The sequence below is a fragment of the Candidatus Pelagibacter sp. HIMB1695 genome (assembly GCF_052047655.1).
GTDB lineage: Bacteria > Pseudomonadota > Alphaproteobacteria > Pelagibacterales > Pelagibacteraceae > Pelagibacter.
The window spans coordinates 960,644-987,008 of record NZ_JBNAJT010000001.1; the positions used below are offsets into that span (position 1 = coordinate 960,644).

The following is a 26,365-nucleotide window of genomic DNA, read 5'->3' on the forward strand; positions in this document are numbered from 1 at the left end:
ATCTAAATTTAGCTATTAAGTAATTTACTTTTAGCTTTTTCAAACTCTTCTTGAGTAAGAGCTCCATTTTTATACAACTCATTTAATTTAGAAATTTCAGAGCTTAAATCGTTACTATTTGAGGGTCTAGTTACTGTTTCAAAGTCTGTTTCTATTTCCTCAGGTTTAATAGGTCGATTATCAACTTTAGCCTTAAAACCTTTCATTATTGCAGATCCTCCAAGGTAAAAAACAAATCCTAAAATTGGCACTGCTAAAGCAAAAAATATAATTTTTTCCATTAATTAATCCTCATCCTCATCTCTCCAACCTTTTTCATACATCAAATATCCAGCTAAGATAACAGAAAAAACTCCAGCAATCATTCCAAAATCAAAACCAACTTGTTTGTTATATAAATACCAACCCAATTGAGTGGCTCCAATTGGAACAGCAGTTAATAAGATCATTATTATTGCAATTCTGTATTCGTATTTAGGTTTTTTCATCAAAAATAGCTTATCAAATACAACAGTAATTAAATCAGTTTAAATATCCTTGAGACAATTAAACTTATATAAAAAGTCTTTATTTTTGTGATCTTTTAAAACACTCAATTGTGTTTTTTAATAAACAAGCGATAGTCATTGGTCCCACACCGCCTGGAACTGGTGTTAAAGCTTTTGCATTTTTTGACACATCTTCAAAATCAACATCTCCAACAATACCTTTATCAGTTTTGTTGATACCAACATCAATTACTATTGCATCTTTCTTTACCCAATCTCCTTTTACAAGCTCAGGTATTCCAACTGCTGCAACAATTATATCAGCTTCTAAACATTCAGCTTTTAGGTCTTTAGTTTTTGAATGAGTAATTGTTACAGTGCAATTTTCTTTCAAGAGTAGTTGGGTCATTGGTTTTCCATTTAAATTTGACCTACCAACTACTACTGCTTTTTTTCCACTTAAATTTGGTTCAATTTTTTTAATTAACAAATAACAGCCAAGAGGTGTGCAAGGAACTGAGCTATCATAACCCGATGAAAGATTTCCTACATTCATTGGATGAAAACCATCTACATCTTTAGAAGGATCAATGGCCTCAATAACTTTTTGCTTATCTATATGTTTTGGTAACGGTAATTGAACTAAAATTCCTGATACTGTTTCATCTTTATTTAATTCTTCAATTTTTTCTAAAACAGTTTTTTCTTCTACGCTATCTGGGTATTTAATTACTTCTGACTTTAACCCTACTTCATTTGCAGATTTTTCTTTATTACGAACATAAATTTGGCTTGGAGTAAGATCTCCAATTAATATTACAGTTAAACCAGGAACTTTATTATATTTGGATTTTAGTCCTGATACTTCTTGTTTTAATTCTTCTCTTAATTCAGCTGCAGCTTTTTTTCCGTCAATTAAAATCATTTTACTTCCTAAAATATAATTGGTGCAATGTAGAGCTTCATACACATTTCAATAAACCAAATCAATAAAAGAAGAATAATTGGTGAAATATCTAGTGATCCTAAATTGGGCAAAAAACGTCTAATTTTATTAAGTATTGGTTCAGTTAATTTGTAAGTAAGCTCTAAAATTGAGTAAACAAATCTATTTTGAGTATTTAAAACATTAAATGCTATCAACCAGCTTATAACTACATTTGCTATTACAACATAAGAATACAGTTTTAAAATCTGTAACACTAAATAAAAAATTGCTATCATTTTTTCTCAACATAAATTGAATGACTTGGAAAAGCAAAAGAGGCCTTATTTTTTTCTACAATCTGCTTAATTTCAATTGCCAATCTCTCTTTAACTTCTAGTGAATTACTCCAACTATTTGAATTCGTAAAACATCTTACCAATAAATCTATTGAACTATCAGAAAACTTCTCAATTCTAACTGCAACCCCAGTTGATTGATTAAAGTCTTCACTGTTGTTTATATAACTTTCAATTTCCTCTCTTATTTTTTTTAATTGATCAATCGTAGAGTCGTACTGCAATGTAATTATCCATCTAATTCTCCAATTAGATGTTTCGCTAACATTAACCACAGCATTTTCTGCAAATTGAAAATTAGGAATGATCGCTAGAGATTTATCAAACTTTCTTATTGTTGTTGATCTAAAACCAATTTTTTCAACTGTGCCTTCAATAATCCCATCTACTGCAATCCAATCTCCAATTTTAAATCTTTTTTCAACTAATACTAAAATTCCAGAAATTAAATTTTTAAATAAATCTTGTGCTCCAAGTGCAACAGCAACTCCAAACAAACCAAGACCAGCAATAATTGGTCCTATCTTGATACCCCATAGTTCTAGAACTGCAGCTAATCCTAAAATAAATATTAAAATCTTAAGTGATTTAATTATCCACCCAATAAGTTCTCTAGTTAAAAGTTTATCTAGGCCACTTAAAATATATGAAATGGGTTCTATAATTTGATGAATAACCCAAAAAATTAATATCGTAATTAACGTTCTATTAATTGTATCAACTACTTCTCTTCCTTCTGTTGAAAAGGTCATATAGTAACTCGCAATAAAGAAACCTAATACAATTGGTAAAAATCTAGCCGGACCAATTAAAGACTGAACAAAAGTGTCATCTAATTTGTTTGTTGTTCTTTTTGAGATAATTTCTAATTTTTTTATAATTAATTTACTAATTAGCCCTCTAAAGACTAAAAAAAGTAAGAATATCCCTATTCCAATTAAAATTTGAAAAATATCAACACCAAGTATTCCTTTATTCCAAACAGATAAAAATATTTCAGAAAAATTATTTATTAATTCCATACCTAAATTTTATATAACAAAAACTCTTCTTCTCCAGGATTAAAAAGAAATATCTTTTTCCATTTGATTTCATTCAATATTGACGAGGTTTTTTCACCTATACACATTAAGTTTGTATTCATCCAAAGGTTTTCTGTTTGATAGATTTTTATAAAATTTAAGAAACTAGAGGCACTATTTTGAGAATAAACATAAACAATATCAGGTATATTCTGCTTTAATTCGTTAACAAAATTTTCATCAAAATTTTCTGTATGATTAACTTTATAATTAATAATACGTTTAACAGCATACCCTTCTTTTAATAATTGTTGATCTAAATCTGTTGTTATGATCTCACCACTTATATAAAGAAGTGGAGTTTCTTTTAATTCATAATTTTGTAGAATTAGTTCTTTAAGATTTGAAACATTTCCTTCTGCAGAAATTGTATTTTGGAAGCCTAAATTTCTAGCTTTTTTTTCTGTAGCACTACCAACACAAAAACAAATTAATTTTTTATTTAAATTTTCTATATTTAAATTTTTTACAGCATTAGAACTTGTAAAAATTAAACCACCATAATCACCAGAGTTAATTTCTTCATGTTGAACTTTTTGAATATTTATTAATGGTAGGTGAGATACTTTATGATCTAAAGATTGAAACTTAACTATCATTTCTGAACAATCTTCTATGGGTCTAGTTAACAAAATATGCATTTTACTTTTTATATGAATTATTTGATTTAATTTTTAAAGTGTTACCAACTTCTGTTCCAATTTCTTTAAACATATCAATATTACCAGATTTTTTTTCATAAAATATTTTGGAACCGTCTAATGAAAATAGTTCAGCTTCAACTGTAATTCTATCCCCTTCTATAATTGAATGAGCACCTATTGCAGTTTCGCAGTCACCTTCCAATACCTTTAAAATGTTTCTCTCTATGTGAGCTCTCATATAAGTATCTTTATGATTTATTTTTTCCAAAACTTTTATAATTTCATCATCATCATCTCTACACTGTAAAGCAATAATACCTTGGCCTGCACTTGGAATAATTTTATCAGTCGAAAAAATTTCAGAAATTTCATTATCTAAATTTAAATATTTTATACCCGCATAAGATAAAACTATTCCATCATAAATGCCTTCTCTTAGCTTTTTGATTCTGGTATCTACATTTCCTCTTATTAATTTACAGTTTACATCTGATCTTATTTTTTTAATTTGAAATTCCCTTCTATAAGATGAGGTTCCTACTATTGCATTTTGTTTTAATTCCTTAATATTTTTGTTGTCATTTGTTATTAAAACTTCTCTTGGATCTGTCCTTTGTAAAAATGAATTAGTTCTAAGTCCTTCAGTTTCAATGGCTGGCATATCTTTTAATGCATGTACCGCTATATCAATTTTTTTTTCTTTCAGTTCTTTTTCAATCGTACTAGAAAATAAACCCTTACCACCGACCTCTGATAATCTTCGATCCTGAATTTGATCACCTTTTGTAGTTATTATTTGAATGACAATCTGATCATCTGGTAAGTCTAAAACTTCAATAATTTTATCTTTAGCTTTTTGCGCATAAAGCAAAGCCAATTTACTTCCTCTTGAGCCTATTGTAATTTTTCTATTCATTAAAAATTTATTTCTTACTTGTATTGAGATTGTACAATTATTAAAAACTATTTGAATGAGTAAAAAACCCTTAATTCTTGGAATAGAAACTAGCTGTGATGAAACTGCAGCATCTATTATAACTGAAAATGACAAAGGAATTCCAACAGTTTTATCCAATATTGTTTCTAGTCAGGTTGATGTTCACAAAGAATTTGGTGGAGTAGTTCCCGAACTAGCCGCAAGATCACATATAGAAAAAATAGATTGGATTGTTGAAAAAGCAATTTCAGATAGTGGAAAAAAAATTGAACAAATTGATGCTGTTGCTTCAACTGCTGGGCCAGGTTTAATTGTTTGTTTGTCGGTTGGTTTAAGTTTTGGAAAAGCTTTTGCAAGCGCAATCAATAAACCTTTTATAGCAGTTAACCATCTTGAGGGTCATGCATTAAGTCCTAAGTTAAATTCCCATTTAAATTATCCCTATCTATTATTATTAATTTCAGGAGGTCACTCACAATATTTAAGTGTACAAGGTCTTGGAAAATATAAAAGATTGGGAACAACTATTGATGACGCGTTAGGTGAAGCATTTGATAAAACAGCTAAACTTTTAGGAATTGAATTTCCTGGTGGACCACAAATCGAAGTTTTGGCAAAAAAAGGAGATCCTGAGAAATATGATTTACCCAAACCAATTTTTAATAAAGGTGGATGCAATTTATCTTTTGCAGGATTAAAAACTGCAATTTTAAAAATTGCAAAATCTATAAAAACAGAACAAGAAAAATTTGATTTAGCAGCTTCTTTTCAAAAAACTGTTGAAGAAATTCTTAATAAAAAAACAAAGATAGCATTTGAAGAATTTGAAAAAGAAAATAAATTAAAAGAAAAAGTTTTTGTAGTTGCTGGGGGAGTTGCTGCTAACAAAAAAATTAGATCTATGTTAATTAATTTATGTGAAGCTAATGATTATAAAAGTATATTTCCACCAATAGAACTTTGTGGAGATAATGCTGCAATGATTGCAATGGTAGGTCTAGAAAAATACAAATTAAATGAATTTAATACTTTGGATTATCCAGCTAAACCAAGGTGGCCTTTAGATGAAAAAGCTGCATTTTTAAAAGGTGCAGGAGTGCAACTGTAATGAACTATTGGTTATTAAAATCTGAACCAGATGTTTGGTCAATTGATCAACAAATTAAGGCTGGAAAAAAAGGAGCACCTTGGGATGGTGTTAGAAATTATCAAGCAGCAAACAATCTAAAAAGTATGAAGAAGGGTGATCTATGTTTTTTTTATCACTCTAATATTGGCAAAGAAGTGGTTGGGATAGTAAAAGTAATTAAAGAACACTATTTAGATAAAACTGATAAGAATGGAAGATTTGTTGCAGTAACAGTCCAATTTAAAAGTAAGTTCTCTAAACCAGTGACCCTTGAAAATATCAAAAAAAATAAGGATTTAAGGGATTTAGCGCTTATTAAACAAAGTAGACTTTCAGTAATGCCAATCGATGATAAAAGCTGGAAAATTATAAATAACATGAGTAAAATTTAAGAAAAAAATAATCCATGCCAAAAAAAAAGAAAAAAGCTAAATCTAAAAAAAAAACTAAAGTAAGAAAGAAAACTGCAGTTAAGAAAAAAACTAAAGTTAAAAGAAAAAAATCAAGAAAAATTTTAAAACAAAATGAGAAACCTACTCCTGAATTAGTTATAAAAACTAAACCTGAGTGGATCAAAAGTAGTTTAGCTAACAAAAGTGAATACGAGCAAAAATATTCTCAATCTATAAAAAATAACGACGAATTTTGGAAAAAAGAGGGAAAAAGAATTACTTGGATTAAACCTTATAAAAAAATTAAAGACGTTAAATACAGTTCTAAGGAAGTAAAAATTAAATGGTTTGAAGATGGAACACTAAATGCATCTGCAAACTGTATCGATAGACATCTAAAAGATAAAAAAGATAAAACAGCAATAATTTGGATTGGTGATGATCCAAAAGATAGTCAAAAAATTACCTACAAACAGCTTCATCAAAAAGTTTCTAAAGCGGCAAATGGTTTAAAAAAATTAGGTATTAAAAAAGGAGATAGAGTTACAATTTATCTTACAATGATACCAGAACTTGCTATTTTAATGTTGGCATGCGTTAGAATTGGTGCAGTCCACTCAATTATTTTTGGAGGTTTTTCTGCAGACTCTATTTCTGGAAGAGTTAATGATTGTGAGTCAGAATATATAATTACAGCAGATGAAGGTGTTAGGGGTGGAAAAACTATTCCATTAAAAGAAACAACTGATGAAGCATTAGAGAGCTGTCCTAATGTGAAAAAATGTATTGTTGTTAAACGTACAGGAAATTCAATTAGTTGGAATTATGATAGAGATGTTTGGTATCATGATTTAATTAAAGATGTTCCTTCTCAGTGTGAGCCTGAGGAAATGAACGCAGAAGATCCTTTATTTATTTTATACACATCAGGTTCAACTGGAAAACCAAAAGGAGTTTTACACACAACAGGTGGATACATGGTGTATGCTTCTATGACTCATCAATATATTTTTAATTACAAACCAAAAGATATTTATTGGTGTACTGCTGATATTGGTTGGGTGACAGGTCACAGTTATATTATCTATGGTCCCCTTTCTAACGGTGCAACAACTATAATGTTTGAAGGAATACCAAACTATCCTGATAGCTCTAGGTGGTGGCAAATAGTCGACAAATACAAAGTAAATACTTTCTATACTGCACCAACTGCAATCAGAGCTCTAATGAGAGAAGGTGATAAGCCTGTCAAAAAAACATCTAGAAAATCTTTAAAATTACTTGGAACTGTTGGTGAACCAATAAATCCGGAGGCATGGATGTGGTATTACAAAACAGTTGGAAATTCTAAGTGCCCAATTGTAGATACATGGTGGCAGACAGAAACAGGAGGGATATTAATTGCTCCTCAAACAGGTGCTATTCCTTTAAAACCTGGCTCTGCAACAAAACCATTTTATGGAATTAAGCCCATGTTAGTTGATAAATCAGGTAAAGAGATAAAAGGGCCTGGTGAAGGAAGACTTTGTATAGCTCAATCGTGGCCTGGACAAATGAGAACAGTATATGGGGATCATCAAAGATTTATTGATACTTATTTTTCTCAGTTTGATGGCAAATATTTTACTGGTGACGGATGTCGAAGAGATAAAGACGGATACTACTGGATTACAGGTCGGGTAGATGATGTAATTATTGTATCAGGACACAACTTGGGTACTGCTGAAATTGAAAGTGCATTTGTAGCTCATCCAAAGGTAGCAGAAGCAGCTGTCGTAGGTTACCCACATGATATTAAAGGTAATGGATTATATTGTTATGTAACATTAAATGCTGGTGAAAGAGAAACTGGTGAACTTGAAAGAGATCTAAAACTTTGGGTTAGAAAACAAATTGGTCCACTTGCTACACCTGACTTAATTCATTTCACTCCAGGACTTCCAAAAACAAGGTCTGGAAAAATTATGAGAAGAATTTTAAGAAAAATTGCTGCAAATGAACATGGTCAATTGGGAGATACAACTACATTGGCTGATCCTAGTGTTGTAGATAGTTTGGTTGAAAACAGAAAAAATATTTAGAACTGTATTCTGTCTTTAAATTCTTTTTTAATAACATCCCATTTTAAAATAACGGAATTTAAAACTATTTTTCGATCAAGAGTTTTTAATTCATCTGCTATTGGTGCCCATTTGTACATTGCCAAAGCACTTGGATTAAAAGGACGATCGTTGTGATACTTTTCCCAATCAATCTTAATTAGTCTTTCATCAAATTCTTTTTTCGATTCTTCGATGATATTTAAAGGCATGCCATTTGTTGTCTCATCATCTAAAATTTTTAAAAAAATTTCCTTAGCTTTATCTAATTCATTAAAACTAAAATTAACTTTTAAATAAGAAAAAGTGAAAAATGTTAAATCTTGAAGAGCAACAGAATAAATATTCCATTTAGCTTCATTAACAGACTTCATAAATTCATCATTATCAAAATGAAGAACATATCTTGTCCCCATTCTAGTTTTTAAATAACTATAAAGTGTAACTTGAGATACCCAGGCAGATTTTGTTTGAATAAATTCTTCTAACTCATCTAAAGTTTTAATTTTTGTTTTAGGAATAAAAGCTTTAAACAAAGAAAAAAAATAAACTTTGAAATCACTCAAAGATAAATCTTTCCAAGTTAATTTTTTTTTATTCATAAAAAGTTAATTTTATTGAAAATAAATGAAAAAATTAACCTAATACGGCTAATTTTACACTTTTATTCTCTTTCATAATGGTTATGGTTTTATCAGTTATAACTAAAAAAGAGAGGTATACATGGCGAAAAACGCTCAACACTGGGAAAAGACCAGGGGCTTGTTGTTAGTAACACTTGCAATCTGGGCTGTATTCTCAATGGGTATATTCCTTTTTGGAGCTGAAATGAACTCGGTTACTGGACCTTTTGGGTATCCATTAACTTATTGGTTCACATGTCAAGGTTCTCTTGCAATATTTGTAATCCTTATTTTCTGGTTTGCAGGTAGACAAGAAAAAATTGATGAAGAGTTCGGCTTCAGTGAAAAAGGAGACGACTAATGATTAAGGGTAATTTTATAGATAACTTGCCTAAAGTTTATGGAATCTACACAGGTGGATTTATAGGTTTCATAATCTTAATGGCGATTGGTGAGCAGATGGGTATGTCTGCAAAAGCAATAGGTATTTGCTTTGTAGGTTTTACCATTTTCATCTACGCAGCAATTGGTTGGCTATCTCGAACAGCCCAAGCAAGTAACTATTACGTAGCTGGAAGAACGGTTCCAACTGTGTTCAACGGAATGGCAACTGCAGCGGACTGGATGTCTGGTGCTTCATTCGTTGCAATGGCAGGTGGAATTTACTTCAAAGGTTATGGATATATGGCTTTGCTTGTAGGTTGGACAGGTGGTTATGTGTTAGTTGCAACTTTATTAGCACCATACTTAAGAAAATTTGGCTGTTACACAGTTCCAGATTTCGTAGGTACTAGATATGGTGGTAATACTGCAAGATTGATGGCAGTTATCGTTTTAACTGTTGCATCATTCACATATGTGACTGCACAAATTAACGCTACAGGTACTATTGCAGCTGTTGCTTTAGATATCCCATTCCAATACGCAGTATATGTTGGACTAGTAAGTATTTTACTATGTTCAATGCTTGGTGGTATGAGAGGGGTAACTTGGACACAGGTTGCGCAATACATTGTACTAATTATAGCTTACCTACTTCCAGTATTCTGGATCAGTAATAATATTGGTGCGGGTTTCTTCCCACACTTCATGTTAGCTGATGAAGTTGCTAGAATTGGTGAATTAGAACAACAGTATGGTTTTGTTAAAAACTCTGCTGCTGATTTAGCTACAGTACCTAAAGGGTTAGCTGGTATTACTAAAGCTCACTCTGAAGTAAACGCAACACCTTGGGCTTTCATCTCATTAGCATTAGCAATGATGATGGGAACAGCTTCATTACCACACGTGATGATGAGGTTCTTTACTACTCCAAGTGTAAAAGCAGCTAGAAAATCAGTAGGTTGGTCAGTATTCTTTATCTTCCTACTATATTCTTCTGCGCCAATGTTAGCGACACTATCTAAACTTGCTTTGATTGATCCAAACTTACCGACAGGTATTATTGGTAAATCAATTGCGGAAGTTCAAGCAATAGATTGGTATCAAAACTGGAACCAAGCAAATCTGATGTTTGTAAGCGACTTTAACGGAAATGGAACTGTTGAATTAAACGAGTTCTTCATGGGTGGTAAAGCCGTTGTATTAGCAACACCAGAAATTGCTGGATTACCATATGTAATCTCAGGTCTAGTTGCTGCTGGAGGTTTGGCAGCTGCGATGTCAACTGCAGATGGTTTGATTCTTGCAATTGCAAATGCAATCTCGCATGACGTTTACTACAAAATGGTAGACCCTAAAGCTGAGACTGCTAAGAGACTAGTTGTTGCAAGGGTATTACTTGTAGTAATTGGTTTTGCAGGAGCAACTATTGCCGCAATGGAGATCCAAGGTATCTTAGGTTCAGTAATCTGGGCTTTTGACTTTGCGATGTCTGGATTGTTCTGGCCACTTGTACTTGGTGTATGGTGGAAGAGAGCTAATAAAGAAGGTGCTATAGCTGGTATGGTCTTAGGATTAGTTTCTGGTTTCGCGTATCTAGTTTGGGTACGAAGTGGTGGAAGCGGATTCTTAGGAATTACTCAGTTAACATTTGGTATCTTCGGATCTACTGTTAGCTTAGTAGCTATGGTTGTTGTAAGTTTAATGACTTCAGCACCAAGCGCTGCAACACAAAAAATGGTTGATGATTCTAGGGTACCTGCGGGTGCATCTGTAATCGGTGGCCAAAAATAAATAATCTTTTTAAGGGGCGATTAATTTCGCCCCTTTTATTTCTTTTTAAGATCAAATATAAATTCCTTAATGTCTGCTAACTTTCATCCTATAGTTTATGTAATTGACTATATTCTTGGAATTATAATGTGGACTTTAGTTGGAAGAGTAGCAATGAACATCTTCCAAAGAGAAGACTCAAATTTTTTCTTTATGAAAGCATTTGTAAAATTTACTAATCCCCTATTAAGAATTTTTAAACCTGTTACCCCTTCTTTCATAATTCAACCATTAGTACCACTTTATGTAGCTTGGTTCTTTTTCATGATCAGGTTTTATTTAATGCCTTGGATCTTGGGATATTCAGTTATGGGGATGTTGTCTTTTCCTCTGGAAAGTGAAATTTCTAGGCAGATTTATCAATTTTTTAATTCAATTAAATTTTAAAAATTGATACTAGTAAATCTAGATATCAATGAAAAATATACAAATATCACCATCAATTTTATCAGCTGATTTTAGCCAATTAGGTACTGAAATAAAAAGACTTGAGGAAGGCGGGGCTGATATGATTCACGTAGATGTTATGGATGGACACTTTGTTCCAAACTTAACAATAGGTCCTCCAGTAATTAAAGCTCTCAGAAAACATTGTTCGTTAAAATTCGATGTTCATTTAATGATTTCTCCAGTGCATAAATACATAGAAGCTTATGCGGATGCGGGTGCAGATATAATTACTGTGCATCCGGAAGCGACTGATAATTTAGAAGATTCAATAAATAAAATAAAAGATCTAAAGAAAAAGGTAGGAGTTTCTCTCAATCCTGAAACAAGTATAGATTTAATAAAAAATCTTTTAGAAAAAATTGATTTGGTTTTAATAATGAGCGTAAATCCTGGATTTGGTGGACAAAAGTTCATGCCAGAAGTTTTAGAAAAAATTAAACAATTAAAAAAAATTAGTGAAATAGAAAAACTTAACTTTGATATTGAAATAGACGGTGGGATAAATTTTGATAATTGTAAAATAGCAATTGAAGCTGGTGCTAATATTCTTGTTTCTGGTACAACGGTTTTTAAAAGCAATGATGGAGATATTAAAAAGAATATTGATTTATTAAAAACAAAATAAGTTAATGCAATCTCAAAATTCTCTAAATCTTTCTAATGGAATATTTTTTAAATTAAAATCTTCATTTAGAAAATTATATAAAAATTCAAATTTTTATGAAAAGCGAATTTCAAAAACCTTTGATAACAATTTTGAATATAAACCAAGTCCTCATCTTTTATCTTCAATTATAAAGTATCAGAAAAAAAAATATAAAATTGAAGATTTTGCAACTGAAACTATCTGGACAAACAATATTTCTTCTAAAGACTTTAAAAAACTAAACAATTTTTTTTGGTTTTTTAGTTTGGATTTAAAATCATCTAAAGAAACCACACAATCAATTATTCTCAATTGGATTAATAAAAATGAAAAATTCGATGAGAATATCTGGGAGTTCAATACCACTGCGAAAAGAATTATTGCTTGGCTTTCCAATCATCAGTTAACTTATGAAGATAGTAATGAAGAATATAGATTGTTTTTTAATCATATGCTTCAAAAACAAACTAACCATTTATTAAATGAGATCAAAAATTTAGATGAAACAGAAGAAAAACTGATTGGCTGTGCAGCAATAATTTTAACAGGTTTAGCCTATAAAGATGAGAAAAATTATTTAGACAGTGGTTTAAATATATTAAAAAATTTAATCAAACACTCTCTTGATAAACAAGGATTTCCCAAATCAAGAAATATTCAAAATTTAGTTTTTTATCTTAAATATCTAATCATTATTAGAGAATGGTTTAAAGAATCTCAAAATCCAATTCCAGAATATGTTGACGAAAATATATATTATTTAGGATCTAATTATTCTTTTATGTGGCAAAACATAAAACAAGATATACTTTTTAATGGAAATTATTCATCTAATTATCACGAATTTGACCACTATTTAAAAAGATTTGGATATACTTTTAAAAATCAAATCAATGAGTTAGCTGGCTATACAATATTACAAAATAAAAAGTTTATCCTAGCAGCTGACGTTGGTTCAAATCCTGAAAAAATATATACTAAAGATTATCAGGCAGGTGTCTTGTCTTTTGAAATTTTTTCTAATGATAAAAAATTAATTTCAAATTCTGGATATTATCCAGATGCAAAAAACAGACTGAATAAACTTTCCAAAAGTACTGCTTTACACAGTACACTTTCAATTGAAGATTATTCTTCATGTGATTTTATTAAAGCTGGTGACAATTTTTTGATACAAAAAGATTTTAAAATTGGAAATAAAAATATAGTTTTTGAGAAAAATTATTGGAAAATTTCAGCTAGTCATAATGGTTACTTCAAAAAGTTTAAATTAGATCATCATAGAGAAATAGAATTCTATCCTGAACAATTTAAATTTATTGGTCATGATAAAATAATAAGAAAAGATCCTGATAAGCAAATTAAATTTGATATTAGGTTTCATCTTCATCCCGACTCAAAAGTTATGAAAACACAAAATAATAAGTTTATATTAATACAATTAGAAGATGAAGGTTGGCAATTTAGTTGTGATAACTACGATATAAATATTGATAATGGTTTATATTTCGGTAATAAAAATTCATATCAAGAAAACCAAAATATATTTATTTCAGGCATGAATAATGAAAGTGAACAAATAATTAGATGGGAAATAAGTAAAATATAATGAAAAAAATAAAGACAGCTCTTATTTCTGTATCAGATAAAAATAATTTAAGACCAATTTTAGAAATTTTAAAAAAATATCAAATCAAAATTATTAGTTCTGGTGGAACTTATAAAGAAATAAAAAAATTAAAATTTAATTGTTTAGAAGTGTCTGATTTTACAGATTCTCCTGAAATTTTAGAGGGAAGAGTTAAAACTTTACATCCAAAAATACACGCAGGAATTCTTAATAAAAGAAACAATAAAACACATTTAAATGACTTAAAAAAACATAATTTTGAGAATATTGATCTAATAATTGTAAATTTTTATCCCTTTGAAAAAACTTTAGAAACTACAAATAATCATAAAAAAATAATTGAAAATATAGATGTGGGGGGTCCAACAATGGTTAGGTCTGCAGCTAAAAATTATAATGATGTAACAGTGATTACTTCTGCAGATCAATATCAAGAATTAATAGATGAGATGAATAAAAATAATGGAGCTACATCATTAAATTTCAGAGAAAAACTGTCAAGAACAGCTTTTACTGAAACTGCTTACTATGACTCTGTAATTTCAAGTTATTTCAATAAAAGAGCAAATATATACCTGCCAGATAAAAAAGTTTTTTCTGCAAATTTAATTGAAAAACTAAGGTATGGAGAGAATCCACATCAATTCAGTGGATACTATTCAAAAAATTTAAAAACTAATTTAAAACAAATTCATGGAAAGCAACTAAGTTATAATAATTATAATGATATATTTGCTGCCTTGACTATTTCAAAATCATTACCAAAAAATAAAGGCACAGTAATTGTAAAACATGCAAATCCTTGTGGTGTATCAATAAATTCAAATCCTGTAGATAGCTATAAATCTGCATTAGCATGTGATCCCATAAGCGCTTTTGGTGGAATTGTCTCTTGTAATTTTAAAATAAAAAAAAATCTTGCAGTTGAGCTAAATAAACTTTTTTTAGAAGTAATTATTGCTAATGGTTTTGATAGTGATGCCCAAAAAATACTTAAAACTAAAAAAAATTTACGTGTAATTGATGCAACAAATTATTCGCTTAGTGAAATTACGAAATTCAATTCATCAAATGAAGCAATATTAGTTCAATCTGAAGACTTAAAAATATTCAAAAATAAAGATTTTAAAGTTGTATCAAAAAGAAAACCAAACTCTAAGATGCTTAGAACTTTAATTTTTGCATTCAATGTTTGTAGATATGTTAAATCAAACGCAATTGTCCTTGCAAAAGATGAGTCAATTGTTGGTATTGGATCAGGTCAACCAAGTAGATTAGATAGCTGTGAGATAGCAATTAATAAAATGAGAAAATTTAATTTATTTGGAGATAATTTGGTTGCAGCATCAGACGCTTTCTTTCCATTTGTAGATGGAATTGAAAAATTAGTTCAATCGGGAGTTCAAGCTGTAATTCAACCTTCTGGGTCAATTAGAGATAAAGAAATAATTAAATTTGCAAACGAAACAGATACTATTCTAATCTTTTCTAAGACAAGACATTTCAGACATTAGTAATTTTATCTATCTTAGCAGCTAAAATAAAATCATTTTCTGAAAGACCTTTTATGGCATGGGTGGTAATTTTGATTTCTGCATAACCCCAACCAAAACTTATATCTGGATGGTGACCCTCTTCCTCAGAGATTTTACCGACTTCATTAACAAAATTTTGACTTTTTAAAAAGTTTTCAAATTTAAATTTTTTAAGTAGGAAAAATATTTTATTTTTATCCTCTGTAATATCCCAACCATCAACTTTCTTCTGATATTTATGAATTTCAGATACATCGAAAGGAAGAACTCCTCCTTCACAAGGCAAACATTTTTTAGTTAAAAGATCATCACTCATAAAATTTGGAGCGGGCAAAGGGGGTCGAACCCTCGACCTTCTCGTTGGCAACGAGACGCTCTACCACTGAGCTATGCCCGCTTGTTAAATTTACTCGATATTATTAAGTTATTTAACTTTTACAATATTAGAAAACCATACTTTTTAGACAAAATCCATCAAAATATTTATTTCTTGTGCCAAGAGTGTGTCATTCAAATTTTTAATTATATGACTTAGGGGGAAAATATTTATTATGACTATACAATTACCTTGAGAGATTTTTGTGTTAAATTATTTTTAACCAATTCTAATTACATTAGTTCCAACAAATTCGTATTTTGGTATTTCTAAGTTTGTAGGAGCTGGCCCTTTTCTGATTCTTCCTGATGTATCATAATGTGAACCATGGCATGGACAAAACCATCCTCCATATTCACCTTTGTCACCTAAAGGAACACAACCAAGGTGAGTGCAAATTCCAATCATTACAAGCCATTCATCTTTTTTTACTCTATCTTCATCTTTTTCTGGGTGTTTAAGCTCGTTTAAATTTACTTTTCTTGCGCTCTCAATATCTATTTTAGTTCTTCTTCTGATAAAAACTGGTTTACCTCTCCATAAAACTGTAATTGTGTTACCAGGTTTTAAAGCGCTTACATCAACTTCTGTACTCGCTAATGCTTTAACTGAAGCGTCTGGATTCATTTGGTCAATTAAAGGCCAAACTACAGCTCCAACTCCAACTGCTCCAACAGCGTAAGAGGCAGTGAATAGAAAATCTCTTCTTACAGGTTTTTTGTCTTTTGAAGTATTTTTCATTATTATATTTAATGACAAGCAATTCCAAATTTTTTTAATCTCCAATAATTATAAGGCCATGGAGTTAAAAAACCCACTGTCAGCATTATTGGTACCACCCACCAAGTTAACATAGCGCCACCTGTTAAAAGATAATCTGTCAAATTCATTGCAACTTCCATACCAACCATTGAGATAAAACTCATTCCTAAGGCAGTTTTTAAAGCATCTTTAAATTTAAAATTTTGTTTGATTAAAATTATAGTTTCTAAAATAATACTTGTAATTAAACCATTAATAATTGCTAAAGTCATAATAGCTAAAACTGGCCATGGAATACCTGTTATTTGAAAATATAAAATAGTTCCAAAGTCTCCAATTGCACAACCTAACAAACACCAAGCGGTGTTCTTAGCGCTTCGTTTCCAAGTGTGATTACAAGACCAATTAAATGATATAGTTTTTTCCAACTTTAAATTTTAATTTATAGCTACCTTAGCTATCATACCGACATCATAATGACCCGGTACATTGCAGGCAATTTCTACATTGGAAGCATTTTCAAATTTCCATATCAAATCTTTACTACCTTTAGGTTCCAATAAAACACTATTGGCATGACTATGTGCCATTGATTTGTCCATCTTTGACATTTTTTTCATTTTATCTTTATCAATGCTATCAGCAAATAAAATTTCCATTTCAACCATTTTTTGCATTTCAGATTGATGTTGAATATGCATTTTTGGGTTTGCAATGTTAAATTCATGAACTAGTTCACCAACATTTTCTACTTCGAACTTTATAGTTTCACCTGATTGAACTTGAAAAGAACTTGGTTCAAAGTAATTATCATACATCAATACTTTGATAACTCTTGTAACATCCTCTTGTTTACCTTTTTTACCTATCATCATACTCTTATCAGCAAAAGCAGTTGAGATTGATAGAATTATAGAAATTGTAGTAATAAATAAGTGTTTAATCATGTATTTGATATAGCTAATTTATATAAAACTTCAATATGTTAATTCAGTTTTAATTGGTATTCATAGTTCTCTTTTGACCAAAAAGATTTGATATAAGCCAAAACACTATCAATTTCTTTATCAGACAATTTGTCACCAAAGCCCATCATTTTTCCTTCATAATTTTTTACTAATTTTGCAAGACCATATTTTATAATAGCATGTAGAGTTTTGTCATCATGATGCCATGTGTGTCCAGTTCCATTTAAAGGAGGTGCTTTTCTGTGACCATCCTCATCTACACCTTTCCAATTCTTTGCTCCAGATAAGTTAATCATATGACATGAAGCACAATTCTGTTCATATAAAATTTTACCTCTTTTAATCATCATTTTAGACTCTGTTGTTATAGGATAATGATTGCTAGCAAAACTAAAATCTAAATTTATTAAAAGTATTGTAATTATTAAAAAAAAATTTTTTTTCATAAAACATCTTAACACAAAAATCTCTTAGGCCAATCATATAGTCACCCAAAATAATTTCCCCCTTACCACTTCAAATAGAAAATATGTGTCACACCAGGGTCACAAATAGATTGATGATAGTAATGATATGTTCTACTTTAGGTTCGAACCGACAGAACTGACAGGTTTGTTTTATTGAGGAACCAAAGGTTTTGGTAGCGGGAAGTGGAATCGAACCACTGACCTCGGGCTTATGAGCCTGTGTTAAACCTACAGAAACCCTTTGGTTTACTTTGTGAAATCATTCACACAACCTCGCTTGTCACAACTCTGTCACAACAGAGGAGAAATTACTCTGTTAAATCTATGTTTGATAAAAACCTAAGTTTATTCCTTCAGTCTAAAGATAATATTTTAGATGAAATTATTTTTTCAATTTATAAAAATTTTGATAGTGACAGAAAAAGTAAAAAAGGAATAACTCCATCAGCAATTAAAGCTGAAAAAAAGGTTTTAGGACAACTTATAAACTCACTTTATCAAAGTTATTATTCTTTACCAAAATCATGGGTTTATTTTTCTTTAAGAGCAAAATCATTCACTGGTAAGAGTAGCTATAGAGTTTTCAAGAGAATATTCGATTATTTAAATTTAAATGATTATATAAAAGTCAAGTTAGGTACTGAAATTAAAAGAAAATCAACACGTATTTTTCCTTCTAAAAAACTCATAATAAAATTTAAAAGTATAGGTTTAGTGTGGAGGAAGTATGAAAATGATAAACAGAATGGAATAATTTTAAGAGATAAAATTAAAATAAATAATAAATATAAAAAGATAACAGTTAAGACACCAAACAATTCGTTAGTAAAAAAGTATCAAGACAATTTAAATAAGATTAATCAAAGCTTACTTAAGCATTGTGTGTGCATTGATATTAAAGACAATGATTTATTAGTTTTGGAGGAAGAATTAAAGAAGGGTTACTATAAAGAAAAATCTAAATATTTTTGGAAAGAACAAGTTCATCATTCTCTTAATTTTTCTCATGTAACTCTAAAAAGAATATTCTCTAAAAATAACTTGAGACTTCATGGAAGATTCTATGGTGGATGGTGGCAAAGTTTACCTGGTAAGTATAGACCACACATAACTATTGATGGTTATAAAACCTCTGAATGTGATTATTCAACAATGTCTCTAAGGTTGTTGTATGCTAAGGAAAATATAATTATTGATGACGATGTTGACCTTTATAATTTAGGACATCAGCATTCTAAACAACAAAGAGATTTAGTTAAAACCTATGTCAACGCTATTATTAATGATGAAAATAATAGGTTCAGGTTATCCAAAGATGACTTAAAGGTTTTAAACATGTCACATCAACAACTTACAGAGGCTGTAAATAAAACCCACAGCAAAATATCAAAGTATTTTGGAACTGGTATAGGTTTAGAACTTATGTATTTAGACTCTGTTATAGCAGAAGATGTTATGCTTAGTTTATTAAGAGAAGGTGTTGTTGTACTGCCTATTCATGACAGCTTCATAGTTCGCTATGGTTATGAGCTAAGTCTAAAAGCACAAATGAAAAGTTCATTTAAGAAGATTGTAAAAGCAAATATTAATGTAAAAGCTACAGGCCCCCTACTTCCTGAACATTTTAATAAAAATATTGATGTTTTAAGTGAAAGTAAAAAGCATAATATAATAGCTGGTAAAGATACTTGGGAACTTCTAATTGACACAAGTAATTCAATTCATGAGAAGTACTTGTCCTCTTGGAGCAAATATCACTAGTTCTTTCTTTTAATTCTCCTCCATTACCGGAAACGAGTAACAAGAGTAAAAAAACAGATAATGAGACGAATAAATATAAATTTTTTTTTTCTTATAAAATGGGTACCTTTCCCTAAAGTGGCACTTATTTATCTAAAGTGTCCTAATGTTTAGTTTTATGTAATTAAAACTATCCTATCTTATCTGCTAAATCTTGAGCTTTTAAATTAGTGTATGTTCTTAATAAAATCCTAGGGTCTGAATGACCTGAGATAAGCATAACCTCAGGCACACTCAAAGATTTGTTCAAAAATAAATTAGTAAGAGCTGTGTGTCTTAAATCATGAAAACATACGCCTTTTATTTGATGTTTTCTCATTAATTTCCTCCATTTATTACCAAGTGTGTATTTATTGATTTTAAAAGGAAGTTCAGACATTAGTAATACGCTCTTAGCTTTTTTTGTTAGTGGAATTATTCTGCCTCTGACTTTGGCAACTGGAATCTTTAATAAATCACCATCCATATGTTCTTCTTTAATTGATAGTATTTCTGATTTTCTCATGCCTGTCTCTAGGGCTATTAAAATGATATTTCTAAAATTTGTATCCAGAGTATTGTCAGATAATATCTTTTCTATTTCATTCTTATTTAATACTCGATTTCTTGGTTCTCCACGTTTAGGTCGTTTTATAGAGCTTAATGGATTCAAAACTGGATAACCCCACTCCTTTTTACAAGTAGTAAAAATAGAAGATATAACATCTAATCTTCTATTAACTGTATTTCCTGAAACATTTCTAAGGGAAAAATCTCTATACTCAGCTATTATCTTGGGACTAATTCTATTAATTGAATAGTTTATCCAAGGTTCTTTTAATAAGTTTATGATTGTGTATCTTTCATCTCTATAAGTCTTTTTTTTTACAGAAACTTCATTCAAATACTTATTCAAAATAAATTTAAAGCTGGGATATTGATGATAAAAAATACCAGCATCTTCCCGCTGGATATTTATCTCAGTTTCGGATGCCCATCGTTTTGCATCCTTTAAATGTTTGAAACTTTTATATATATTTGGATAATTTTTTAGTCTTATAATTGCTTGCCAATTATTCTTTCTTCTTCTTAATGTAGCCATTGTTTATCTCCTTCTGTGTCATCAGTGTGTCAAAACAACTTATAAATATCAGAAAGTGAATAAAACAAAGGGGGTCGAACCCTCGACCTTCTCGTTGGCAACGAGACGCTCTACCACTGAGCTATGCCCGCTTAAAAAAATATTATAACTAAACACTTTTTTTAATTCAATCAATACTAATTTACATTTTCTATGTTATATTTAATTTTATTATGAAAAAAGAAGATCTACCAATTAATATTCCTGTATTTCCATTAAGTAATTTTATCATTTTTCCAAAAACTACAGTCCCATTAAATATCTTTGAACCTCGTTATATTGATATGATTAACGATAGTATGAAATCAAACAAAATAATAGGAATGATTCAACCTCAATCATCTAGCTATCAAAAAGTTCAACCTGAACTTCATAAAGTGGGTTGTATTGGTAAAATAACTAGTTTTAGAGAAACAGAAGATGGTAGGTTTTTAATAGAATTAAAAGGTGTCGTAAGATTTAAATCTATCAAAGAATTAGAGACTGTAACTAAATATAGAATTTTGCATGTAGATTATAATGATTATATTCAAGATTTAGATAATAAAAAAGAAGATCTTAAATTTTCAGATTTAGAGTTAATCTTCAAAGACCTAAAGTCTTTGTTTGAAAAAAAAGGTTTTATCATTAATTGGAAAGCACTGGAAAAACAAAGTTTAGATGAAACAATAAACGCCTTAGCGATGGCCTCACCTTTTTCTCTAGAAGAAAAACAAGTTTTATTGGAAGCTCAAAGTTTAGATATTAGAAAAAATAAAATTGCTGAGATATTAAAAACATATACTCATGATATCTATGAAAACAACACTATTCAATAATCAATAATTCAAACCAGTATCTGCTATTTTTTTTAGCATATTGTTTATAGAATTTTTGCTTCCTACAAATTTTAAAGAATTTAAAAGTAAATTATTCTTAACCTTGCTTTCATAGTTAAAAAATTCATAAATAAAGTCAATTCCATTTGAAAAAATAAAATTTTTATGTTTTGTATTTTTTTGAAATTCTTGATTAACAGAACTATTTATTGCTAATCCAAGATCTATTTTATTTTGAATTATCTCTAATAAAATTTTTATATCTCTAATCGTCATATTAAAGCCTTGTCCAGCCAAAGGATGTATTTTGTGAGTTAATTCACCAAAAGCTAGGATATTGTTATGATAGTAATTTCTTAAACTTGCAGAAAATAATTCAAATGAAGATATTTTTTTAATTTTTTTAATTTTATATTTTGGATTATGTAAGTTTATGAGCTCTATTAAATTTTCTTTTTTAATTTTAGCAGTATTTTTTATAGAATAAACAACAGAAGTTTCTTTATCAGAAATGGGTAAAAATGCCAAAGGTCCAATCTTTGTAAATACTTGTCTTGAAATTTTATTATCAATTTTCTCATGTTCTAGTATTAAAGTGTAAGCTAAGCTTTTATATTTTTTGATAATTTTTTTACTAAAAAATTTTTTTGCAATTAAATTTGTAAAATTTAAATTTATTAAAAGATTATATTTGTTCTGAATATTTTCTAAATTTGTTTGATTTTGTATTTTAAAAAATTTACTTTTTTTGAGACTTTTTTCTAAAATATTATAAAGATCAAAACTTCTAACCATTGAAAAAAGTTCTTGATTATTATTTTGAAACTCCAACAATTTTTCTTTATTTAGTTTGTCAGATAGGATTTCGATTTTATTTAATTTCCAAATTATTTTATCAATACTTACTATATTATTATTAAAATATTCAACATTACTTTTTGTAATACCTATAGTCCTAGATTGATCTATTATTTTTTTTTTTTTATCTTTTAAAATATCAACATGTATATTCTGATTAACTAAAGCTTTTGCTAAAGCTAAACTAGTTAATCCACTTCCTATTATACAAATCCTCATATTATTTTTAATTTTAACAACAAAAATTAGATGATACAAAGTGGTATAATTGATTTGTATAAATGGACATTAAAAAAACAGCTAATTTATTACTTAATTTTACTTTAAAGAGATTAGCAGAAATATGTGGAATAATAATTTTCTCTGCTGGTATTCTCTTATTTATTGCACTTTTTTCATATTCACCTGAGGACCCTAACTTTATTTTTCCTAAAGATACTAAAATTAAAAATTTATTAGGTTTTCAAGGAAGTTTTATTTCTGATCTGTTTTTTCAATCTTTTGGATTCATTGCTTATCTAATTTCTTTCACATACATAATTACTGGAGTGAATATATTTCGATTAAAAGAGTTTTTTTTAATAATTGAAAATACTTTTATAGCAATATTATATATTATAATTGGAACGCTATTCTTAAACCATTTTTATTCTGATGCTTTTACACTTTACATAAATGGAAATGGAGGTTTTGTTGGAAACTATTTTGGACAAACTTTTTTAAACTCACTAATTCTTATAAATGAAACATTAATTTATTATGTTTTAATTATACTGATAATTGCTTTATTTTTATTAAGTATAAATTTTCATCCTATTAAATTCTATAACTCGATAGCTAAAATCATAAAATTTTTTAATAAAAAAGAAAATAAATCATATACAGATAAAAGTGAACTTATAAGTGAATATATTCCTCAAGAAGAAATCAAAAACTTAATACAAGAGGACCTGCCTTTTATTAAAGCAGAGAATAAATTAAATACTAGAAATAAATTTCAATTACCAAAAATAGAATTATTAAAAATTCCAACTAAGAAAGAACGAGAAAACTCAAATAAAAGTGAAACAAATGATCCTAAATTTTTAGAAAAAATTCTAATGGACTTTGGAGTTAAGGGAGAAATTCAGAAAGTAAGTTATGGTCCAGTTGTAACACTCAATGAATTTGAGCCAGCAGCTGGTGTAAAAGTTTCTAAAATTATAAATTTATCAGATGATATTGCTAGAAATACTAGCTCTGAATCTGCTAGAATTTCAACCATACCAGGCAGCAATACTGTAGGAATTGAATTACCAAATAATTCAAGGGAAAATGTTTATCTCAGTGAAATTCTAAATAACGCCGATTTCAAAAAGAAGGAAACAAAATTACCAATAGCTCTTGGTAAAAATATTTCAGGGAAACCTATTGTGGGAGATCTGTCTTCTATGCCACATTTGCTAATTGCTGGTACTACTGGTTCAGGAAAATCTGTTTGCATTAATACAATTATTTTATCTCTTCTTTACCGTCACACACCTGAAAGATGTAAGTTTATATTAATTGATCCTAAAATGCTTGAGCTTTCAACATATGAAGGCATACCACACTTACTTTGCCCAGTAATAACTGAAGCAAAAAAAGCTGCATCAGTTCTTGGTTGGGTAGTAAAAGAAATGGAGAGCAGATACAGGTTAATGACAAAAGAAGGAGTTAGGAATATTGATGGTTACAATGCCAAGCATAAACTTCCAATGCCCTACATAGTAGTGGTGGTAGATGAAATGTCCGATTTGATGTTGGTGGCAGGAAAAGAGATAGAAAACTATATTCAAAAATTATCTCAAATGGCTAGAGCAGCCGGAATTCATATTATAATGGCTACCCAACGACCTAGTGTTGATGTAATAACAGGAACAATTAAAGCTAATTTTCCAACAAGAATATCTTTTCAAGTAACCTCAAAAATAGATAGTAGAACAATTTTAGGTGAACAAGGGGCAGAACAATTATTAGGAAAGGGAGACATGCTTTACATGTCATCTGCTAACCGAATAGTAAGAATTCACGCTCCATTTGTCTCAGATAATGAAATAGAGAAAATAAACAATTTTTTAAGATCACAAGCTGAGCCAGACTATATTGATGAAATCTTGAATTTTGCAGATGAAAAAGAGTTAGGATCAAATACAGATCAAGGAGATAAAGATGAATTATATCAACAAGCTGTTGAAATAATTAGATCTGAAGGAAAAGCATCTACTTCATTTTTACAAAGAAAACTTCAAATTGGATACAATAGAGCTGCACGAATAATTGACATGATGGAAGCTGATGGAATTGTTAGCAAAGCAAATCATGTAGGAAAAAGAGACGTTCTTTGATTTTGAGGCTCTTACTTTTGGTTTGTCTCATTAGTTTATCTAGTGAAGTAAATGCAAATAATAAAGATCAAATAATAAATAAATTAAAAGATGCTTTAAATTTAAATTTCGATTTTGAACAAAATATAAATGGAAAAATTGAATTAGGTAACTGCACAATTCAATACCCAAAAAAAATGTTTTGTGATTATAATAAAAAAAATAAAGTTATAGTCTCTAATGGAAAATCTTTAGTTATAAAGACCTCATCAAGTTATTACAGATATCCATTGGATAAAACTCCATTATATTTTATTTTAGATAAAAAATTCTTATTAAAAAAAATTTCAGAATTAAATGAAGAGATCATTAATAATTCTCTAGTTAAATTTACTATAAAAGAAAATAATCAATCCATTGAAATTTTTTTTGATATAGACAATTACAATTTAATTGGTTGGCAAACTAAAGATGTTTATCAAAATACTGCTGTGACACTACTTTATTCAGTTAAATCAAATCAAATTGTCGACCAAAAAATATTCGAAGCTCCTCTTCAAAATTAAATTCTAACAATCTCTGATTTAAAAATTTTCATTCCTCTTGCTAAATAATTATTAAGTGCATTTTTGTGATCTAAAGAACATGTATGAAGCCAAACTCTATCTACATTTTCTTTGAATGATTTTTTAATAGCATCTGATAACAAAAATGATCCTAATTTTTTATTTTGATATTCTTCTAATATTCCAAAATATGCAATCTCTGCCTCTTTTTTATCTGGATGAATAACTAATTCAAAAAAACCTACCAAATCTTTTTTATTCACTAACACAAATGTTTTGACGTTTTTATTGGACACATATTTGATCCACTGCTCTTCATTCCATATTAATCTATCAATCCACTTATGTTTTTTACCAATATTTTTATAAAAAAATTTATTTAACTGAAAATCAGTTGGTTCAATTAAATTAACTTTATAATGTTCTGAAGGTTGTTCACCCTCTTTTAGATCATGAAGTGAATTTATTTCTAGGTAGTTTCTTTTAACTTCTTCAGTCACTCGACCATTTTTCCAACAACTTCACCACCAAATAAATGAAAATGCAAATGAGGGACCTCTTGACCACCATGTTCACTAATATTAACTAGTGCCCTATAACCTTGACCTACTTCTGTTGAAATTCCTAGCTTTTTTGCAACTATATTAATACCTTTCAAAAAACCCACCATCTCTTCTGGTGATGCATTCATACTAAAATCATCAAGATCTATATATTTTCCCTTAGGAATTACTAAAGCATGAACTTTCTTTTGTGGATTGATATCATGAAATGACAAAACATAATCATCTTCGTAAATTTTATTGCAAGGTATTTCCCCACGTAAAATTTTAGCAAAAATATTATTGTTATCGTAACTCATTTTTTCCTTTTTTCTAATTCTTCCATTACTTCTTCAATTTTCACATCATTAACTTCTAAATACATTAGCAAGTGATAAAATACATCAGCTGCTTCATGAATTTTGTTTGAATTTTCTTCTATAGCTTCAATTAATTCATCAATTTCTTCTAAGACCTTTGCTTTACTTAAAGATTTATCAGTTAGTAATTTATTTGTATAAGATCCCTCAACTGGATTAGCTTTTCTTTCTCTTGCAAGTTTAATTAAATTTTCTAATGTTTTAAGCATA

At 29.2% G+C, this 26,365-nt stretch carries 31 protein-coding genes and 2 tRNA genes; 13 read left to right on the forward strand and 20 right to left on the reverse strand.

Going from position 1 to position 26,365, the window contains the following annotated elements:
* Positions 1 to 8: 8 nt before the first annotated feature.
* The 7 genes from ACTTAX_RS05225 to hemC all read right to left on the reverse strand — a co-directional run bounded on the left by ACTTAX_RS05225 (position 9) and on the right by hemC (position 4,414).
* Positions 9 to 281: an SHOCT domain-containing protein gene (locus tag ACTTAX_RS05225; RefSeq protein ID WP_440693405.1), complete on the reverse strand. Its 273-nt coding sequence runs from the start codon at positions 279 to 281 to the stop codon at positions 9 to 11.
* A gap of 3 nt (positions 282 to 284) precedes the next feature.
* Entirely contained in the window at positions 285 to 488 is a 204-nt protein-coding gene (locus ACTTAX_RS05230; RefSeq protein ID WP_262589965.1) for a hypothetical protein, read from the reverse strand.
* Between the two features lie 79 nt (positions 489 to 567).
* Positions 568 to 1,413, reverse strand: a complete 846-nt coding sequence (locus tag ACTTAX_RS05235) for a bifunctional 5,10-methylenetetrahydrofolate dehydrogenase/5,10-methenyltetrahydrofolate cyclohydrolase (protein ID WP_440693407.1) — start codon at positions 1,411 to 1,413, stop codon at positions 568 to 570.
* Between the two features lie 8 nt (positions 1,414 to 1,421).
* Positions 1,422 to 1,712, reverse strand: coding sequence for a YggT family protein (locus tag ACTTAX_RS05240; RefSeq protein ID WP_262589968.1), 291 nt, complete (start codon positions 1,710 to 1,712; stop codon positions 1,422 to 1,424).
* On the reverse strand, positions 1,709 to 2,794 hold the full coding sequence (locus ACTTAX_RS05245; RefSeq protein WP_440693409.1) for a mechanosensitive ion channel family protein: 1,086 nt from the start codon (positions 2,792 to 2,794) through the stop codon (positions 1,709 to 1,711). The genes ACTTAX_RS05240 and ACTTAX_RS05245 overlap by 4 nt, the downstream gene beginning before the upstream one ends.
* Positions 2,795 to 2,796: 2 nt before the next feature.
* Positions 2,797 to 3,495 carry a uroporphyrinogen-III synthase gene (locus tag ACTTAX_RS05250; protein ID WP_440693411.1) on the reverse strand — a complete coding sequence of 233 codons (699 nt, stop codon included), beginning with the start codon at positions 3,493 to 3,495 and terminating at the stop codon, positions 2,797 to 2,799.
* A gap of 1 nt (position 3,496) precedes the next feature.
* Positions 3,497 to 4,414 carry a hydroxymethylbilane synthase gene (gene hemC / locus ACTTAX_RS05255; RefSeq protein WP_440693413.1) on the reverse strand — a complete coding sequence of 306 codons (918 nt, stop codon included), beginning with the start codon at positions 4,412 to 4,414 and terminating at the stop codon, positions 3,497 to 3,499.
* 55 nt (positions 4,415 to 4,469) lie between these two features.
* On the opposite strand from hemC, the gene tsaD reads away from it, so the two are divergent.
* Genes tsaD through acs form a run of 3 tightly spaced genes read left to right on the forward strand, consistent with a single transcriptional unit; the run spans position 4,470 to position 8,037 of the window.
* Entirely contained in the window at positions 4,470 to 5,543 is a 1,074-nt protein-coding gene (tsaD, locus tag ACTTAX_RS05260; RefSeq protein WP_440693415.1) for a tRNA (adenosine(37)-N6)-threonylcarbamoyltransferase complex transferase subunit TsaD, read from the forward strand.
* Positions 5,543 to 5,956, forward strand: coding sequence for an EVE domain-containing protein (locus ACTTAX_RS05265; protein ID WP_440653218.1), 414 nt, complete (start codon positions 5,543 to 5,545; stop codon positions 5,954 to 5,956). The genes tsaD and ACTTAX_RS05265 overlap by 1 nt, the downstream gene beginning before the upstream one ends.
* 14 nt (positions 5,957 to 5,970) lie before the next feature.
* Positions 5,971 to 8,037 carry an acetate--CoA ligase gene (gene acs, locus ACTTAX_RS05270; protein ID WP_440693417.1) on the forward strand — a complete coding sequence of 689 codons (2,067 nt, stop codon included), beginning with the start codon at positions 5,971 to 5,973 and terminating at the stop codon, positions 8,035 to 8,037.
* Here the strand turns inward: acs and ACTTAX_RS05275 are convergent.
* Positions 8,034 to 8,657, reverse strand: a complete 624-nt coding sequence (locus tag ACTTAX_RS05275) for an esterase (protein WP_440693419.1) — start codon at positions 8,655 to 8,657, stop codon at positions 8,034 to 8,036. The genes acs and ACTTAX_RS05275 overlap by 4 nt on opposite strands.
* Positions 8,658 to 8,778: 121 nt before the next feature.
* Between ACTTAX_RS05275 and ACTTAX_RS05280 the strand changes: the two genes are divergently transcribed.
* From ACTTAX_RS05280 to purH, 6 genes are all read left to right on the forward strand, one after another.
* A complete protein-coding gene (locus ACTTAX_RS05280) occupies positions 8,779 to 9,039 on the forward strand; it encodes a DUF4212 domain-containing protein (RefSeq protein ID WP_440693421.1) in 261 nt (86 codons plus the stop codon).
* Positions 9,039 to 10,853, forward strand: a complete 1,815-nt coding sequence (locus tag ACTTAX_RS05285) for a sodium:solute symporter family protein (RefSeq protein WP_440619142.1) — start codon at positions 9,039 to 9,041, stop codon at positions 10,851 to 10,853. Before ACTTAX_RS05280 ends, ACTTAX_RS05285 begins: the two co-directional genes overlap by 1 nt.
* Positions 10,854 to 10,922: 69 nt before the next feature.
* Entirely contained in the window at positions 10,923 to 11,279 is a 357-nt protein-coding gene (locus tag ACTTAX_RS05290) for a hypothetical protein (protein ID WP_440693423.1), read from the forward strand.
* A gap of 28 nt (positions 11,280 to 11,307) precedes the next feature.
* The gene (gene rpe / locus ACTTAX_RS05295) at positions 11,308 to 11,967 is read left to right on the forward strand and encodes a ribulose-phosphate 3-epimerase (RefSeq protein ID WP_440693425.1); all 660 of its coding nucleotides are present in this window, start codon (positions 11,308 to 11,310) and stop codon (positions 11,965 to 11,967) included.
* Between the two features lie 4 nt (positions 11,968 to 11,971).
* Positions 11,972 to 13,597: a heparinase II/III domain-containing protein gene (locus ACTTAX_RS05300; protein ID WP_440693427.1), complete on the forward strand. Its 1,626-nt coding sequence runs from the start codon at positions 11,972 to 11,974 to the stop codon at positions 13,595 to 13,597.
* Positions 13,597 to 15,132, forward strand: a complete 1,536-nt coding sequence (purH, locus tag ACTTAX_RS05305) for a bifunctional phosphoribosylaminoimidazolecarboxamide formyltransferase/IMP cyclohydrolase (RefSeq protein WP_440693429.1) — start codon at positions 13,597 to 13,599, stop codon at positions 15,130 to 15,132. Before ACTTAX_RS05300 ends, purH begins: the two co-directional genes overlap by 1 nt.
* Here purH and ACTTAX_RS05310 read toward each other — a convergent pair.
* From ACTTAX_RS05310 to ACTTAX_RS05335, 6 genes are all read right to left on the reverse strand, one after another.
* Entirely contained in the window at positions 15,122 to 15,469 is a 348-nt protein-coding gene (locus tag ACTTAX_RS05310) for a 4a-hydroxytetrahydrobiopterin dehydratase (protein ID WP_440693431.1), read from the reverse strand. The genes purH and ACTTAX_RS05310 overlap by 11 nt on opposite strands.
* A gap of 6 nt (positions 15,470 to 15,475) precedes the next feature.
* Positions 15,476 to 15,550, reverse strand: a tRNA-Gly gene (locus tag ACTTAX_RS05315).
* A 198-nt stretch (positions 15,551 to 15,748) separates the two neighbouring features.
* Positions 15,749 to 16,270 (reverse strand): ubiquinol-cytochrome c reductase iron-sulfur subunit, encoded by a 522-nt coding sequence (gene petA, locus ACTTAX_RS05320; RefSeq protein WP_440632908.1) that lies wholly within the window; start codon positions 16,268 to 16,270, stop codon positions 15,749 to 15,751.
* Between the two features lie 8 nt (positions 16,271 to 16,278).
* The gene (locus ACTTAX_RS05325; RefSeq protein ID WP_440693759.1) at positions 16,279 to 16,707 is read right to left on the reverse strand and encodes a DUF4396 domain-containing protein; all 429 of its coding nucleotides are present in this window, start codon (positions 16,705 to 16,707) and stop codon (positions 16,279 to 16,281) included.
* Between the two features lie 21 nt (positions 16,708 to 16,728).
* On the reverse strand, positions 16,729 to 17,238 hold the full coding sequence (locus ACTTAX_RS05330; protein WP_438304777.1) for a cupredoxin domain-containing protein: 510 nt from the start codon (positions 17,236 to 17,238) through the stop codon (positions 16,729 to 16,731).
* Between the two features lie 38 nt (positions 17,239 to 17,276).
* Complete coding sequence (locus tag ACTTAX_RS05335; protein ID WP_438304776.1) at positions 17,277 to 17,705, reverse strand: c-type cytochrome; 429 nt, start codon at positions 17,703 to 17,705, stop codon at positions 17,277 to 17,279.
* A 345-nt stretch (positions 17,706 to 18,050) separates the two neighbouring features.
* Between ACTTAX_RS05335 and ACTTAX_RS05340 the strand changes: the two genes are divergently transcribed.
* Positions 18,051 to 19,487 (forward strand): hypothetical protein, encoded by a 1,437-nt coding sequence (locus ACTTAX_RS05340; RefSeq protein WP_438304774.1) that lies wholly within the window; start codon positions 18,051 to 18,053, stop codon positions 19,485 to 19,487.
* Positions 19,488 to 19,656: 169 nt separating this feature from the next.
* Here the strand turns inward: ACTTAX_RS05340 and ACTTAX_RS05345 are convergent, their stop codons facing one another.
* A complete protein-coding gene (locus tag ACTTAX_RS05345) occupies positions 19,657 to 20,607 on the reverse strand; it encodes a tyrosine-type recombinase/integrase (protein ID WP_438304772.1) in 951 nt (316 codons plus the stop codon).
* A gap of 56 nt (positions 20,608 to 20,663) precedes the next feature.
* Positions 20,664 to 20,736 (reverse strand) — tRNA-Gly (locus ACTTAX_RS05350).
* A gap of 83 nt (positions 20,737 to 20,819) precedes the next feature.
* On the opposite strand from ACTTAX_RS05350, the gene ACTTAX_RS05355 reads away from it, so the two are divergent.
* Entirely contained in the window at positions 20,820 to 21,464 is a 645-nt protein-coding gene (locus ACTTAX_RS05355; protein WP_440693433.1) for an LON peptidase substrate-binding domain-containing protein, read from the forward strand.
* Here ACTTAX_RS05355 and ACTTAX_RS05360 read toward each other — a convergent pair whose 3' ends face one another.
* Positions 21,465 to 22,541, reverse strand: coding sequence for a ubiquinone biosynthesis protein UbiB (locus ACTTAX_RS05360; RefSeq protein ID WP_440693435.1), 1,077 nt, complete (start codon positions 22,539 to 22,541; stop codon positions 21,465 to 21,467). It lies immediately after the preceding gene.
* A 62-nt stretch (positions 22,542 to 22,603) separates the two neighbouring features.
* Here ACTTAX_RS05360 and ACTTAX_RS05365 point away from each other — a divergent pair, with 62 nt between their 5' ends.
* Complete coding sequence (locus ACTTAX_RS05365) at positions 22,604 to 24,688, forward strand: DNA translocase FtsK (RefSeq protein WP_440693437.1); 2,085 nt, start codon at positions 22,604 to 22,606, stop codon at positions 24,686 to 24,688.
* 17 nt (positions 24,689 to 24,705) lie between these two features.
* Positions 24,706 to 25,233, forward strand: a complete 528-nt coding sequence (locus ACTTAX_RS05370; protein ID WP_440693439.1) for an outer-membrane lipoprotein carrier protein LolA — start codon at positions 24,706 to 24,708, stop codon at positions 25,231 to 25,233.
* Here ACTTAX_RS05370 and ACTTAX_RS05375 read toward each other — a convergent pair.
* Genes ACTTAX_RS05375 through hisE form a run of 3 tightly spaced genes read right to left on the reverse strand, consistent with a single transcriptional unit; the run spans position 25,230 to position 26,364 of the window.
* On the reverse strand, positions 25,230 to 25,733 hold the full coding sequence (locus ACTTAX_RS05375) for a GNAT family N-acetyltransferase (protein ID WP_440693441.1): 504 nt from the start codon (positions 25,731 to 25,733) through the stop codon (positions 25,230 to 25,232). The two genes, ACTTAX_RS05370 and ACTTAX_RS05375, sit on opposite strands and share 4 nt — an antisense overlap.
* A complete protein-coding gene (locus ACTTAX_RS05380; protein WP_440693443.1) occupies positions 25,730 to 26,095 on the reverse strand; it encodes a histidine triad nucleotide-binding protein in 366 nt (121 codons plus the stop codon). The genes ACTTAX_RS05375 and ACTTAX_RS05380 overlap by 4 nt, the downstream gene beginning before the upstream one ends.
* Positions 26,092 to 26,364, reverse strand: coding sequence for a phosphoribosyl-ATP diphosphatase (gene hisE, locus ACTTAX_RS05385; RefSeq protein ID WP_440693445.1), 273 nt, complete (start codon positions 26,362 to 26,364; stop codon positions 26,092 to 26,094). The genes ACTTAX_RS05380 and hisE overlap by 4 nt, the downstream gene beginning before the upstream one ends.
* Between the last annotated feature and the right edge of the window lies 1 nt (position 26,365).

Coding starts and splice junctions, on each gene's coding strand:
- ACTTAX_RS05275 (WP_440693419.1), bottom strand. CDS start 8,657: ATGAATAAAAAAAAATTAACTTGGAAAGATTTATCTTTGAGTGATTTC.
- purH (WP_440693429.1), top strand. CDS start 13,597: ATGAAAAAAATAAAGACAGCTCTTATTTCTGTATCAGATAAAAATAAT.
- rpe (WP_440693425.1), top strand. CDS start 11,308: ATGAAAAATATACAAATATCACCATCAATTTTATCAGCTGATTTTAGC.
- ACTTAX_RS05310 (WP_440693431.1), bottom strand. CDS start 15,469: ATGAGTGATGATCTTTTAACTAAAAAATGTTTGCCTTGTGAAGGAGGA.
- ACTTAX_RS05330 (WP_438304777.1), bottom strand. CDS start 17,238: ATGATTAAACACTTATTTATTACTACAATTTCTATAATTCTATCAATC.
- ACTTAX_RS05380 (WP_440693443.1), bottom strand. CDS start 26,095: ATGAGTTACGATAACAATAATATTTTTGCTAAAATTTTACGTGGGGAA.
- ACTTAX_RS05340 (WP_438304774.1), top strand. CDS start 18,051: ATGTTTGATAAAAACCTAAGTTTATTCCTTCAGTCTAAAGATAATATT.
- tsaD (WP_440693415.1), top strand. CDS start 4,470: ATGAGTAAAAAACCCTTAATTCTTGGAATAGAAACTAGCTGTGATGAA.
- ACTTAX_RS05245 (WP_440693409.1), bottom strand. CDS start 2,794: ATGGAATTAATAAATAATTTTTCTGAAATATTTTTATCTGTTTGGAAT.
- ACTTAX_RS05300 (WP_440693427.1), top strand. CDS start 11,972: ATGCAATCTCAAAATTCTCTAAATCTTTCTAATGGAATATTTTTTAAA.
- petA (WP_440632908.1), bottom strand. CDS start 16,270: ATGAAAAATACTTCAAAAGACAAAAAACCTGTAAGAAGAGATTTTCTA.
- ACTTAX_RS05290 (WP_440693423.1), top strand. CDS start 10,923: ATGTCTGCTAACTTTCATCCTATAGTTTATGTAATTGACTATATTCTT.
- ACTTAX_RS05355 (WP_440693433.1), top strand. CDS start 20,820: ATGAAAAAAGAAGATCTACCAATTAATATTCCTGTATTTCCATTAAGT.
- ACTTAX_RS05285 (WP_440619142.1), top strand. CDS start 9,039: ATGATTAAGGGTAATTTTATAGATAACTTGCCTAAAGTTTATGGAATC.
- ACTTAX_RS05250 (WP_440693411.1), bottom strand. CDS start 3,495: ATGCATATTTTGTTAACTAGACCCATAGAAGATTGTTCAGAAATGATA.
- acs (WP_440693417.1), top strand. CDS start 5,971: ATGCCAAAAAAAAAGAAAAAAGCTAAATCTAAAAAAAAAACTAAAGTA.
- ACTTAX_RS05345 (WP_438304772.1), bottom strand. CDS start 20,607: ATGGCTACATTAAGAAGAAGAAAGAATAATTGGCAAGCAATTATAAGA.
- ACTTAX_RS05335 (WP_438304776.1), bottom strand. CDS start 17,705: ATGAAAAAAAATTTTTTTTTAATAATTACAATACTTTTAATAAATTTA.
- ACTTAX_RS05280 (WP_440693421.1), top strand. CDS start 8,779: ATGGCGAAAAACGCTCAACACTGGGAAAAGACCAGGGGCTTGTTGTTA.
- ACTTAX_RS05265 (WP_440653218.1), top strand. CDS start 5,543: ATGAACTATTGGTTATTAAAATCTGAACCAGATGTTTGGTCAATTGAT.
- ACTTAX_RS05230 (WP_262589965.1), bottom strand. CDS start 488: ATGAAAAAACCTAAATACGAATACAGAATTGCAATAATAATGATCTTA.
- ACTTAX_RS05225 (WP_440693405.1), bottom strand. CDS start 281: ATGGAAAAAATTATATTTTTTGCTTTAGCAGTGCCAATTTTAGGATTT.
- ACTTAX_RS05235 (WP_440693407.1), bottom strand. CDS start 1,413: ATGATTTTAATTGACGGAAAAAAAGCTGCAGCTGAATTAAGAGAAGAA.
- ACTTAX_RS05360 (WP_440693435.1), bottom strand. CDS start 22,541: ATGAGGATTTGTATAATAGGAAGTGGATTAACTAGTTTAGCTTTAGCA.
- ACTTAX_RS05365 (WP_440693437.1), top strand. CDS start 22,604: ATGGACATTAAAAAAACAGCTAATTTATTACTTAATTTTACTTTAAAG.
- ACTTAX_RS05240 (WP_262589968.1), bottom strand. CDS start 1,712: ATGATAGCAATTTTTTATTTAGTGTTACAGATTTTAAAACTGTATTCT.
- hisE (WP_440693445.1), bottom strand. CDS start 26,364: ATGCTTAAAACATTAGAAAATTTAATTAAACTTGCAAGAGAAAGAAAA.
- hemC (WP_440693413.1), bottom strand. CDS start 4,414: ATGAATAGAAAAATTACAATAGGCTCAAGAGGAAGTAAATTGGCTTTG.